12 protein-coding genes and 2 tRNA genes are annotated in these 12,802 nt (G+C 32.8%); 7 read left to right on the top strand and 7 right to left on the bottom strand.

Annotation, left to right across the window (positions count from 1 at the left end; genetic code table 11):
- Window positions 1-147 precede the first annotated feature (147 nt).
- Entirely contained in the window at window positions 148-648 is a 501-nt protein-coding gene (locus ACIQ11_RS04570; RefSeq protein WP_396153232.1) for a DUF1456 family protein, read from the bottom strand.
- A gap of 59 nt (window positions 649-707) precedes the next feature.
- On the bottom strand, window positions 708-1,502 hold the full coding sequence (locus tag ACIQ11_RS04575) for an alpha/beta hydrolase (protein ID WP_396153234.1): 795 nt from the start codon (window positions 1,500-1,502) through the stop codon (window positions 708-710).
- 237 nt (window positions 1,503-1,739) lie between these two features.
- Here ACIQ11_RS04575 and ACIQ11_RS04580 point away from each other — a divergent pair, with 237 nt between their 5' ends.
- Window positions 1,740-2,141 (top strand): excinuclease ABC subunit B, encoded by a 402-nt coding sequence (locus ACIQ11_RS04580; protein ID WP_396153253.1) that lies wholly within the window; start codon window positions 1,740-1,742, stop codon window positions 2,139-2,141.
- A gap of 55 nt (window positions 2,142-2,196) precedes the next feature.
- Here ACIQ11_RS04580 and rimO read toward each other — a convergent pair whose 3' ends face one another.
- The 3 genes from rimO to ACIQ11_RS04595 form a co-directional block, all read right to left on the bottom strand.
- Window positions 2,197-3,507, bottom strand: coding sequence for a 30S ribosomal protein S12 methylthiotransferase RimO (rimO, locus tag ACIQ11_RS04585; protein WP_396153236.1), 1,311 nt, complete (start codon window positions 3,505-3,507; stop codon window positions 2,197-2,199).
- Between the two features lie 90 nt (window positions 3,508-3,597).
- The gene (locus ACIQ11_RS04590) at window positions 3,598-5,097 is read right to left on the bottom strand and encodes an OmpP1/FadL family transporter (RefSeq protein ID WP_396153238.1); all 1,500 of its coding nucleotides are present in this window, start codon (window positions 5,095-5,097) and stop codon (window positions 3,598-3,600) included.
- A gap of 64 nt (window positions 5,098-5,161) precedes the next feature.
- On the bottom strand, window positions 5,162-6,238 hold the full coding sequence (locus ACIQ11_RS04595) for a hypothetical protein (protein ID WP_396153240.1): 1,077 nt from the start codon (window positions 6,236-6,238) through the stop codon (window positions 5,162-5,164).
- 96 nt (window positions 6,239-6,334) lie between these two features.
- On the opposite strand from ACIQ11_RS04595, the gene proS reads away from it, so the two are divergent.
- From proS to ACIQ11_RS04625, 6 genes are all read left to right on the top strand, one after another.
- Window positions 6,335-7,813, top strand: coding sequence for a proline--tRNA ligase (gene proS / locus ACIQ11_RS04600; RefSeq protein WP_396153242.1), 1,479 nt, complete (start codon window positions 6,335-6,337; stop codon window positions 7,811-7,813).
- Window positions 7,814-8,013: 200 nt separating this feature from the next.
- A tRNA-Glu gene (locus ACIQ11_RS04605) sits at window positions 8,014-8,085 on the top strand.
- 33 nt (window positions 8,086-8,118) lie between these two features.
- Window positions 8,119-8,190: transfer RNA gene (locus ACIQ11_RS04610), tRNA-Glu, on the top strand.
- A gap of 163 nt (window positions 8,191-8,353) precedes the next feature.
- Window positions 8,354-8,605: a 30S ribosomal protein S20 gene (gene rpsT, locus ACIQ11_RS04615; protein ID WP_291241119.1), complete on the top strand. Its 252-nt coding sequence runs from the start codon at window positions 8,354-8,356 to the stop codon at window positions 8,603-8,605.
- 236 nt (window positions 8,606-8,841) lie between these two features.
- Entirely contained in the window at window positions 8,842-10,638 is a 1,797-nt protein-coding gene (gene typA / locus ACIQ11_RS04620; protein WP_396153245.1) for a translational GTPase TypA, read from the top strand.
- A 195-nt stretch (window positions 10,639-10,833) separates the two neighbouring features.
- The gene (locus ACIQ11_RS04625; RefSeq protein ID WP_396153247.1) at window positions 10,834-11,271 is read left to right on the top strand and encodes a hypothetical protein; all 438 of its coding nucleotides are present in this window, start codon (window positions 10,834-10,836) and stop codon (window positions 11,269-11,271) included.
- Window positions 11,272-11,332: 61 nt separating this feature from the next.
- On the opposite strand, the gene lgt is transcribed toward ACIQ11_RS04625, so the two are convergent.
- Entirely contained in the window at window positions 11,333-12,259 is a 927-nt protein-coding gene (gene lgt / locus ACIQ11_RS04630; protein WP_396153249.1) for a prolipoprotein diacylglyceryl transferase, read from the bottom strand.
- 220 nt (window positions 12,260-12,479) lie between these two features.
- Window positions 12,480-12,701: a membrane protein insertion efficiency factor YidD gene (yidD, locus tag ACIQ11_RS04635; RefSeq protein WP_396153251.1), complete on the bottom strand. Its 222-nt coding sequence runs from the start codon at window positions 12,699-12,701 to the stop codon at window positions 12,480-12,482.
- Between the last annotated feature and the right edge of the window lie 101 nt (window positions 12,702-12,802).

Here is a 12,802-nt window from a genome sequence, read left to right on the forward strand (position 1 = left end):
TCGAACGAGAATAAACCATCAATTTTAGAGATTTTTACCCCAGAAAAAATAAATGATATTGTTTTATTAGATTACTTTAAGAAGTTGTAATTTATTTTTTAGATAAATCATAAATAAAAAATCCTCTACACTATTGAGGATTTGATTTTATTTTTTTCCAGCTTTAAATTTAAATTTTTCAACCGGATTTTGTTTGGCTGGTTTTTTATCGTTGCCAAATTTATTTTTTCCAAACGCTGGTTTTTTATCTGAACTTTCACCGGTTTTTGGTTTAAAATCCTTTTTGTCGCCAGTTCTTGGTTTAAACTGTGTTTTACTATCCGTTTTATTATATGGTTTTTTCGGTTCGTAAATGGTTTTATCTGTTCGTTCTGTTTGTGTTTCGTAATCTTTGTGCGACTTAATTACTTCACGTGGATTTTTTGGGTTTTCCTTTGTCCCACGTAAATGAATAATTAATCCGTTTAAGAAATTACGAAGTACTTGGTCGCCACATTCCATAAAATTAGCGTGGTCTTCCGCACGGAAAATATCACCTAATTCGCCTTTCGACATTTTAAAATCGACTAAATTTAAAATTTCAACTATTTGGTCATCACGTAATTGTAATGCTACACGTAGTTTTTTGAAGATATCGTTGTTATTCATTTTATTGTTTATGGTTTGTTATTCGTAAATCGTAAATCGTAAATCGTAAATCAATTTTATCAGAAAAGCCAAAGATACGCTTTTGCAAATGCATTTCGCCATAATTTTTCGTTATGTTCGCCCTCTTTTACGATTACTGATTTATTTAGCTTTTGGCATTCACAGCGTTTTGAATTGATTATTGTTTCCATTTCTTTCATATCAGAAACCATTGCACCGCTATCTTCTTTATCGCCACAAAGCAAATAAATTTTGGTAGTAAATTTTGGTATGTGCTCCATTTTTTCAAAAATTTCTTTTTTGTTAATCCAAAAAGCAGGCGAGAAGCAACCTACCTTTCCAAAAACCTCTGGATATTGCAAAGCTGCGTAAAAAGAAACCAATCCACCAAGTGAACTGCCCCAAATACCCGTGTTTTTTGCGTTTGTTTTGGTTCTGTAGGTTGAATCAATATGAGGTTTTACTGTTTTTACAATAAATTCTAAGTAGGCATTGGCATTTCCGCCGCCATATTTTTCGTTTTTATACGGAGTAAGTTCGTCTATGCGTTTTTCATTTCCGTGTTCAATACCAATGATAATGACTTTCGCTTTCAAACTATCTAAGGTTTCATCAATGTTCCATTCTCCAGCATATGAAGCCTTTACATCAAATAAATTTTGGGCATCGTGCATATAAATTACGGGATATTTTTTATTGGATTTTTCGTAATTTAGAGGTAAATACACCCAAATTTTCTTTTTGGTTTGAAGCTGTGGTGCGTCTATTTCAAATGTGGAAAATCGCTTTTGTGCTACTGTTTTCGTAATAGAAATCAAAAAAAAGAATAGAAATAGTCTTAAAAATTGTTGCATTTTTTTATATTTGAAGATTACTATAAAAACCCTTTGGGTCTAATTAGCATTATATTTTATTTAGCCACTAATTTTCGAATTTTTTGTATTGCAATCTCTATTTAATTCGAATTTTCATCAAAGATGAACTAATTTTTACTAAAATTTTCAAATATTCGAGAATTCGTGGCAAAAAAAAAGTAAAATAAAAACACTTTTAATAATTACATCCAACTGGATATAAAAGTAATAATTTTGATGGAAACTACTCAAGAAAAAATTAGTTTGTTGCAAGAAATGATTTCGTTTGCTTTAATTGACGGCGAATTACACGATAAAGAATATGATTTTATTGAAATTGTAGCCTATGAATTACAAATTGATAAAGCTACTTTATTGAAATTATACGAAAATAAAGGTGAAGTTAAAGTAATAAAAGACGAAATGAACCGAATTTGTCAGTTTTATCGTTTGGCTTTATTAATGCGTTGTGATAATCTTTTGCACGAAAGAGAAATTATAAAAATTAATGAAATTGGCATTCATATGGGACTAAATCCGTATGCGATGAAACGCGTTTTAAAACTAATTGAAGAGTCGCCAAATCATATTGTGGATGCACATACATTAATTGCTATTTTCAGTGAACAGTTGAATTAGGTTTTCTTTAAGGTAAAAGGCAAAAGGTAAAAGTAAAAAGGTTTAGAGTTTACTTTTATACAGGCTCCGCATACAAATCAAATTCTGTAGCGTCATTGATTTTTAAATTTACGAAATCTCCAGTTTTTAAATAGAATTTTGAAGCGTCTATTAATACTTCATTATCTACATCTGGACTGTCAAATTCCGTTCTTCCAACAAAATGTTCGCCTTCTTTTCTGTCGATGACACATTTAAATGTTTGTCCAATTTTTTCTTGATTTATTTCCCAAGAAATTTGTGCTTGAATGTCCATAATTTGTGCGGCTCGGTCTTGTTTTACTTCTTCTGGAACATCGTCTTCTAATAAATAGGCGTGTGTGTTTTCCTCGTGAGAATAGGTAAAGCAACCCAAACGTTCGAAACGCATTTCCTCAACCCAATTTTTAAGTATATTGAAATCTTCTTCAGTTTCGCCAGGATACCCTACAATTAAAGTTGTTCTAATGGTCATTTCAGGAACTAACGCTCTAAAGTCTTTAATTAAATTCGTTGTTTTTTCTTGAGTCGTTCCGCGTCGCATCGATTTTAAAATGCTATCTGAAATGTGTTGTAGCGGAATATCTAAATAATTACAAATTTTTGGTTCGCGTTTCATTAATTCTAAAACGTCCATTGGAAAACCAGTAGGGAAGGCGTAATGTAATCGAATCCATTCAATTCCTTCCACTTTAACTAAGGCTTCTAAAAGTTCAGCTAAATTTCTTTTTTTGTATAAATCTAAACCGTAATAGGTTAAATCTTGTGCAATTAAAATTAATTCTTTAACCCCATTTTTTGCTAATTTTTCTGCTTCAATCACCAAATGTTCAATAGGAGTAGACTTGTGTTTTCCTCTCATTAAAGGAATCGCACAAAAACTACAAGGTCTATCGCAACCTTCAGCAATTTTTAAATAGGCGTAATTTTTAGGCGTTGTGGTTAAACGTTCCCCAATTAATTCGTGTTTATAATCGGCACCTAATGCTTTTAATAGTAAAGGTAATTCTGTAGTACCAAAAAACTGATCAATATTTGGAATTTCTTTTTCTAAATCGGGTCTGTATCGTTCAGATAAACAACCTGTAACAAAAACTTTATCTACTAAACCTTGTTCTTTCTTTTCGGCATATTCTAAAATCGTATTTACCGATTCTTCTTTTGCATTATCAATAAAACCACACGTATTAATTACTATGATATTTCCTTCGTCTTTTGTGGCTTCGTGTGTTACTTCTTTTCCGTTGGCACGAAGTTGTCCCATTAAAACTTCACTATCATATACGTTTTTAGAACAACCTAAGGTAATGACGTTGATTTTATTTTTCTTTAAAGACTTGGTTCTCATAGTATTTGTTTTGTTTCAGGGTGCAAAATTAATAAAAAAATGTCGCTAAACTTGAAGTAAAGCGACATTTGTGAAATATTTGTGTGTGATTTAAAAATTTACCACATACGTTAAAGTGACATTATTGTTTTTATTTTTAATTCTTGCCGTATCATTTAAGCCAGAAGTTAATAAGGCTTCTGTTCTTTCACGATTTTCGTTAGTATACGAAATATCTAATTTAGAATTTCCGAAATTATATCCTAAACCACTAGAATAACTTGTTACATCACCAAAAGCGGTTTTTACTTTGTAAGGACTTTGTTCAAAGCGATACCCGCCTCTAACGCTCCATTGTTTTATTTTGTATTCACCACCAATTCGTAGTTCATAACTATCTTGAAGTTCGTTTTTTATTTGCGTATTTAAAGTACTAAAAATGATTTCGCTATTAGGTTTAAATTGTGTTTTTGCAAAGTTTTTTGAAATATAATCCACACTTAACAATCCTTTTTTACCAAATAAAACAGTAGCACTGCTTGTTAATATACTCGGTGTTTGAATTTTATAGGTTGGATATACATTGACAGCATTTGGATTTACGAATGCCTGATTCATAGTTGTATTTGTAGCATTGTAATAATTTGTTGAAATGCTTTGTGTTAATTCATCATTTAAGCGATACCAAGTTGGTGTTTCGTATGCCAATCCTAATCTGATGTTTTGATTCGCTTTATAAATGGCTCCAAAGTTCATAGAAAACCCAGAACCGTATGTATACAATTCGTTGTTGAAACGTGCCGTGTCAATGCTAAATCCAGTAGTATAAAAAGCATTTAAATTACTTTCGTACAAAGAGGAAGATCTTAAATAATCTGTAAAATGAAAATTCATATTCATACCTACATATAATCTATCTTCGTAAGCACCAGAAAAGTTCATTGTAAATTTCCCATTATAACCTTTGGCTTGTATAGTATTTTTATGAAAATATTTACCTCCACCAGGCACATTGGTATAATAATTATCAGTTGCGGAGTCATAATCAATCAGATACGAATCGTAACCTAAAAGGGCTTGTTGGTCAATGAAATCTAAATCTTCATAATAATTTCCTCCAATATTACCCGTTCTAGCATTTGCAAATCGTAAAAAATAACTGTCCATTGAGTTGAACGGATTTGTACCTTCACTTACAATAAAGTCATCAAAATTATTAGCGTTTTCATAATTCAACCCTAAAGCAAATTTTTTCCATCCACTTTTTGCTTGATTATCATTAAAAACAAATACTGCACCCAATTGATTAATGTCTAAAGAATTATCGTTTGATTTAGTATTTGTTCCAAAATAATTAGCTGTATTGCTTTTATTGAAACTAGAAAGGGATATTGTGGCTTGATTGTAATTAAAAATTGAAGAACCTGCTGGGTTACTATTTATAGCTGACAAATCGCCTCCAACAGCACCAAATGCACCACCCATTGCTCTGTATCTGGCAGTACCATTTAAATTTTGTATGCCGTAACGTAATGCATCAGACATAGTGGTTTCTTGTGCGCTAACAGTAAAAGCACTTCCTATTAATAAAGAAAATAGTATCTTTTTCATATGTTTAAAATTATATTTTTAACCTGCCTGAAAGTTTCAAGCAGGTATTTTTTAGACTTGTTTATTATCTTCCTCCACGACCACCGCCGCCAGATCTTCCGCCTCCACCAGTAGAGCCGCCTCCGCCAAATCCTCCTGAACTTCTTCCGCCACCAAAGTCGGAACTTCTAGGTGTAGATATTGTTCTTGGCGCTTCACTTCTAGGGGTTTCATTTCTTGGAGTGTATGTTCTAGGTTCTGAGGTTTGTGTTCTCGGAGTTCCAGTATTGGTGTTTCCTCTCGGATTATAAGTTCTTGGATCAGAAATAGGTGCTCTAGGCGTTCCTGTATTTGTGTTTCCTCTTGGAGTAAAAGTTCTCGGTTCTGAAGTTTGAGTTCTAGGTGTACCGATTGAATTTCCTCTAGTTTGACCAATTTGAGTTCTAGGGCTTCCAATACTATTTCCAACTCTTCCAGAAGTTAGTCTTCCAGAATTACCATTATTATTTATATAGCCACCACGAGGTCCGTTATTGATTACCACATTTCTGCCGCCACCATACCAACCATTCCAGCCCCAACCGTTCATTCCCCAGTTATTGCCATACCAGCCATTCCAGCCCCAACCGTTACCATACCAGCCATTCCAACCCCAACCGTTCATTCCCCAGTTGTTACCATACCAGCCATTCCAACCCCAACCGTTCATTCCCCAGTTATTGCCATACCAGCCATTCCAACCCCATCCGTTCATTCCCCAGTTGTTCCAACCCCAGTTGTTCCAACCCCAATTATCATTTACAATTACAATATTATTGTTGGTTGGGTTTTCACCCCATCCACCATATCTAGTTCCATTTTCTTGAACATATACCGTGTCGGGTGCTGATTTATAGTTGTCTACATCCGTTAATACTTCTGTAGGTCCAAACTCTTCTTTCATACTTTTAAATTGTTGAGCATAGGCATTGCTGTAAGAACCTGAACTGGTTTCGTTTTGTACCACTCGTTTTGCTTTATCTGAATTATCAGGACCATAAACGCCATCATCATCATAATACGACGAATTTTGATACGAACCACAACTTACTACTGTGATAGTACCTACAATTAGACTTAAAAATCTAAGTGTTTTTAGCTGAAAAATGCGATTTGTTTTCATATATATTAATTTTTATTGTTGGTCTTTACAAAATTAAGTAGTTTTGTACCACTAAATTAATACAAATTAAACAAATTTTGTGCCAATATTATAAAAATGAGTAAAAATTTAACAACTAGAAGCGAAGATTATTCTGCTTGGTATAACGAATTGGTCGTAAAGGCTGATTTAGCTGAGAATTCAGGGGTAAGAGGTTGTATGGTAATTAAACCATACGGTTATGCAATTTGGGAAAAAATGCAGGCTGAATTAGATAAAATGTTTAAAGAAACCGGTCATAGTAATGCATATTTTCCATTATTTGTACCAAAAAGTATGTTTGAAGCGGAAGAAAAAAACGCAGAAGGCTTTGCAAAAGAATGTGCTATTGTTACTCATTATAGATTAAAAAACGATCCAGATAAACCAGGTAAATTAATGGTGGATCCAAATGCGAAGTTAGAAGAAGAACTAATTGTCCGACCAACTTCTGAAGCCATAATTTGGAGTACATATAAAGGATGGGTACAATCTTATCGTGATTTACCTTTATTAATTAACCAATGGGCAAATGTAGTGCGTTGGGAAATGAGAACGCGTTTGTTTTTAAGAACTGCCGAATTTTTATGGCAAGAAGGGCATACCGCACACGCTACTAAAGAAGAAGCATTAGATGAATCAGAAAAAATGATGCACGTTTATGCTGATTTTGCTGAAAATTTTATGGCGATTCCTGTTGTAAAAGGATTAAAAACAGAAACAGAACGTTTTGCTGGAGCAGATGAAACGTATTGTATAGAGGCTCTAATGCAGGACGGAAAGGCATTACAAGCTGGAACTTCGCACTTTTTAGGTCAAAATTTTGCCAAAGCATTTGATGTAAAATTCACCAATCAAGAAGGGAAGCAAGAATATGTTTGGGGAACGTCTTGGGGTGTTTCTACTCGTTTAATGGGGGCTTTAGTAATGACACATTCTGATGATAATGGACTGGTTTTACCGCCAAACGTAGCGCCAATTCAAGTAGTTATCGTTCCGATTTTTAGAACTGACGAAGAATTTGAACGTATTTCTGAAGTAGCAAATGGTTTAGTTGCGCAATTCAAAAAACTTAATATTTCTGTAAAATTTGATAACAGAACCACTCAAAAACCTGGTTTTAAATTTGCAGAATGGGAATTAAAAGGTGTGCCAGTTCGTTTAGCTATTGGTCCGAAAGATTTAGAAAACGGAACTTTTGAAGTAGCACGAAGAGATACTTTAACCAAAGAAGTAAAACCTGCTGATGGAATTGTATCGTATATTCAAGATTTATTAGAGCAAATTCAGAATGATTTATTTAATAAAGCTATAGATTATCGTACTGAACATACTACAGAAGTGAATTCGTATGTTGAATTTAAAGATGTTTTAGAACATAAAACAGGTTTTGTTTCTGCGCATTGGGATGGAACCGCTGCAACCGAAGAGAAAATTAAAGAGGAAACCAAAGCAACGATTAGATGTATTCCTTTAGATAGAGTAGAAGAAGCCGGCGTTTGTATTTTCTCTGGAGCACCATCAAAAGGAAGGGTTTTATTCGCAAAAGCGTATTAAGCGATTTACGATTTACGATTTACGATTTACGATTTGGAATTTTAGATTTGGAATTTTAGATTTGGAATTTCTATTTTTAATAAATGTCTTATAAATAGAGCATTAAACGAAGGTTTTCAAAAAAACTGAAAATTTTCACATTAGGTATTGCACAAATAAAAAATAGTTGTATTTTTGCACTCGCATTACGGAAATGTAATGGTCCGTTCGTCTATCGGTTAGGACGCCAGGTTTTCATCCTGGTAAGAGGGGTTCGATTCCCCTACGGACTACACTGTTTTTACTGAAACATTAAATCAGTTACTGGTCCGTTCGTCTATCGGTTAGGACGCCAGGTTTTCATCCTGGTAAGAGGGGTTCGATTCCCCTACGGACTACAAATTAGTTTTGAAATGGTTTTATGAAATGGGTTTTGGTGTCTCCTTTACTTGTTTTGTTAGTTAAAACTGAAGTGATTGGTTTTTAAAATCAATTGTGGGAGGCTTTTCTTATTTTTCTACTAATGCATAAAATAGTTATTTACATTTAAAATATAAAAAAATGGCAAATCATAAGTCAGCTTTAAAAAGAATTAGAAGCAACGAGAAAAGAAGAGTATTGAATAAATACCAACACAAAACGACACGTAATGCAATTAAAGCAATTCGTTTAGCAACTGTAAAAGCAGAAGCTGCAGCGAAATTACCTGTTGTTATTTCAATGATTGACAAATTAGCTAAGAAAAACATTATTCATGCTAATAAAGCGTCAAACTTAAAATCTAAGTTAACAAAATTAGTTGCTAAATTATAATAGTAACTTAAGATAATTTAAAAGTCCTGATGAAAATCAGGACTTTTTTTGTTTATTATCCTTTATTTATCTGTTGCCTGAGGTTCTCGAAGGTAACAGATTAGTAATACTTATTAATTTTAATATATTGAAAATGAAACATTTTACTTCTAAATTTATTAAAATGTAAACTAAATGAATAGTTGTTTGAATATCAAGATAATAAACGTACCTTTGCACTTTCAAAAAAAGAATATATGTCATCTATTAGAAACATTGCAATTATTGCCCACGTTGACCACGGTAAAACTACATTGGTTGATAAAATTATGTATCACTGTCAATTGTTCCGTGATAACGAAAATACTGGAGATTTAATCTTAGATAATAACGACTTAGAGCGTGAAAGAGGTATTACAATTACTTCTAAAAACGTTTCTGTTTCTTATAAAGGAACTAAAATTAATATTATTGATACGCCTGGTCACGCCGATTTTGGTGGAGAAGTAGAGCGTGTATTAAACATGGCCGATGGTGTATGTTTGTTAGTAGATGCTTTTGAAGGACCAATGCCACAAACGCGTTTCGTATTACAAAAAGCGATCGATTTAGGTTTAAAACCTTGCGTAGTTATTAATAAAGTAGATAAAGAAAACTGTACGCCAGAAGAAGTTCACGAAAAAGTATTCGACTTAATGTTCGAATTAGGCGCTACAGAAGCACAATTAGATTTTCCAACAGTTTATGGTTCAGCTAAAAATAACTGGATGTCGGATCATTGGGAAAATGTAACGGATAATGTTGAAGCATTATTAGATATGGTTATCGAGCATGTACCAGCTCCAAATGTTGGACAAGGAACACCTCAAATGTTAATTACATCTTTAGATTTCTCAGCATTTACTGGTCGTATCGCGATTGGTAGATTAGAAAGAGGCGAATTAAAAGAAGGAATGAACATTTCGTTGGTAAAACGTGATGGTACTATTACAAAATCAAAAATTAAAGAGTTACACACTTTTGAAGGTTTAGGTCGTAAGAAAGTAGAAAGTGTAATTGCTGGAGATATTTGTGCCATTATTGGTGTAGATGGTTTTGAAATTGGTGATACTATTGCAGATTTTGAAAACCCTGAAGCCTTAACTTCTATTGCAATTGACGAACCAACAATGAGTATGTTGTTTACAATTAACGATTCACCATTTTTTGGTAAAGAAGGTAAATTTGTAACGTCTCGTCATATTAGAGAAAGATTAGAAAAAGAGTTAGAGAAAAATTTAGCCATGAGAATGGGTGAGACGGATTCTGCAGATAAATTCATGGTTTTTGGACGTGGTGTATTACACTTATCGGTACTTATTGAAACTATGAGAAGAGAAGGTTACGAATTACAAATTGGACAACCACAAGTTATCATTAAAGAAGTTGATGGTGTTAAATGTGAGCCAATTGAAGAATTAACTATCGATTTACCGGAAAGTTTATCAGGTAGAGCTGTAGAGTTTGTAACTTTACGTAAAGGTGAAATGTTAAGTATGGAAACTAAAGGGGAACGTATGATTATAAAATTCAATATTCCATCTCGTGGAATTATTGGATTACGTAACCAATTACTTACTGCTACTGCAGGTGAAGCTATTATGGCTCACCGTTTTATAGGATATGAACCGTATAAAGGAGAAATTTCTGGACGTAACAAAGGTTCGTTAATTTCTATGGAAAAAGGAAAAGCAATACCTTATTCTATTGATAAATTACAAGATAGAGGTAAGTTTTTTGTAGAACCAAATGCTGAAATTTACGAAGGTCAAGTTATTGGTGAAAACTCTCGTGGTGATGATATGTGTGTCAACGTAACGAAAGAGAAAAAACAATCTAACGTTCGTTCATCTGGAAATGATGAAAAAGCAAGAATTATTCCTCCAGTTATTTTCTCATTAGAAGAAGCTTTAGAATACATTCAAAAAGATGAATATGTAGAGTGTACACCAAAATCGATTCGTTTAAGAAAAATTTATTTGACGGAAACGGAAAGAAAACGTACCAAAATATAATTAGATTTTATATAAATATATTAAACCACGAATTTCATTTGATTTTCGTGGTTTTTTAATATTATTTTACCACAGATTCACAGATTTTATCTATACAGATAATCTGCGAATCTGCGGTGAAAATTATTAATTTAGAAATTATTTGCAAATTCAATATTTAAAAACCCTAACTTTGTTAGTATAAAACCTAAAGCCATGGAAATTAAATTAAAAAACGGAATTGATAGATTAGAATTTGGTATGACTCCAAAATACGTAGAAGCGTTATACGGAAAACCAAATAAAACGTTTACAGACGACGAAAACAATACGATTTATGTGTATAACAAAGAACGTATGAAGTTGACGTTTTATATTGAGGAAGACATGAAATTGGGCTATATTACGACTACACATCCAGACATTAAATTATTTGGGACTACCATAATAAATAAAGTGTGGGATTTAGTAAATGGCGATTTAGCACTAAACAAAATCACCAAGTTTGAAAAAGATTCAGAAGAAGGGATTGATATTTATTTTAACGAAGACAATTGGTTGTTTTTCCACGTCGATTATGACGAAATAGTTGAAGTAGAAATTGGTGCAATCATCAATGATAAAGACGAATTTGAATGGAAATTTAGAGGATAAAAACAAAAAAAGGCAAACATCTAATTTAGAGTTTGCCTTTTTTTATTTCTGTATAATAGTATTAGATAACTTTTTTCTTTTGAGAAGCATAAATGAAATAAAACCCAAGTATGATAAAAGGAATACTCAACCATTGCCCAGTAGATAAGGCATTGAACATTGAATATTCTTCAAAGCCACCTTGACTGTCTTTTACAAATTCCACAAAGAAACGAACCGACCAAAGTAATACTAAAAACGTTCCAAATAATAAACCTGGTTTGTTTCTGGCATCTGTTCTCCAATACATATAAAATAAGATAAAGAAAACAGGAATGTATAATAAGGCTTCAAATAATTGAGCTGGATATCTGTAAGGAATTTTGTCTAAAATACCTTTAAACTGAACATCATTTGCAATCGCATTATAGGCTTGTGTTCCGTCTGGTATATTTGTTAATTGCGAGGCTACTTGCGGCGGTAAATTATCTTCACCTTTCACAAATTTCATAGCCATAAAAGTGTCTTTTGATGTTTCTTTTCCAAAAATTTCAGAATTCATAAAGTTTCCTAAACGAATAAAAACGGCTCCTGAAGCAACAGGAATTACAATTCTATCTAAAATCCATAATAACGGACGTTGTAGCACTTTTGTTTTGATGTAATACATCGTAATAATAATAGCAATTGCTGCACCATGACTGGCTAATCCACTAAAACCTGTAAAATGTAATTCTGGTTTTGTGCTTATAGGTAATAAAACACTTAAAGGGTCTTGTGAGAATAATTCTGGTTGATAAAAAATAACATGACCTAAACGTGCACCAAGCATTGTAGCTACTATGGTGTATACAAATAAATTATCTAATTTTTCTATAGACTCTTTTTCTCTTTGGAAGATAAATTTAGTAATGTACCAGCCCAAAGCAAAAGCAGTTACCCACGTTAAGCTGTAAAAACGAATCATGAAAAAACCTAAATCGATACCTTCTGTTGGATTCCAAATCATAATTTTTTAGTTTAAATGTTTATAGGTTTAAAAGTTTAAAAGGATTACCGAATATTGTTTTTTATATGTTTAATTTTTTATATTTATTTATGTTGCTTTCGAGAGTCTCAAGCAACGGTTACTTTTTAGAGCTTCTTGAACTGGTGATTCCGAGAGTCTCAAGCAACGGTTACTTTCGAGATTTTTAAGCAGCGGTGACTGAGGCAATCGAAGTCACTTTTTAAGGAACTGGATCGTAACCACTTTTTCCCCATGGGTGACAACTTGTAATTCTTTTTATAGCGAGCCAACTTCCTTTTAAAATGCCATGTTTTTCTAATGCTTCTTTACTGTAATTCGAACAAGTAGGAGCAAACCTACAAGTTGCCGGCGTTAAAGGCGAAATTACAATCTGATAAAACCGAATAATTACTATAAATGGAAAAATGAATAGTTTCTTCATAATTTTTATTTTGTAAATCGTAAATCCCAATTCGTAAATCCGAAATTACAACGTAAAACTCGTTCCTTCTTTTCCGTCTTTTAACTGAATATCTAATACGG

Origin of the sequence: Flavobacterium sp. (genome assembly GCF_044361065.1) — a bacterium.
Lineage (GTDB): Bacteria > Bacteroidota > Bacteroidia > Flavobacteriales > Flavobacteriaceae > Flavobacterium.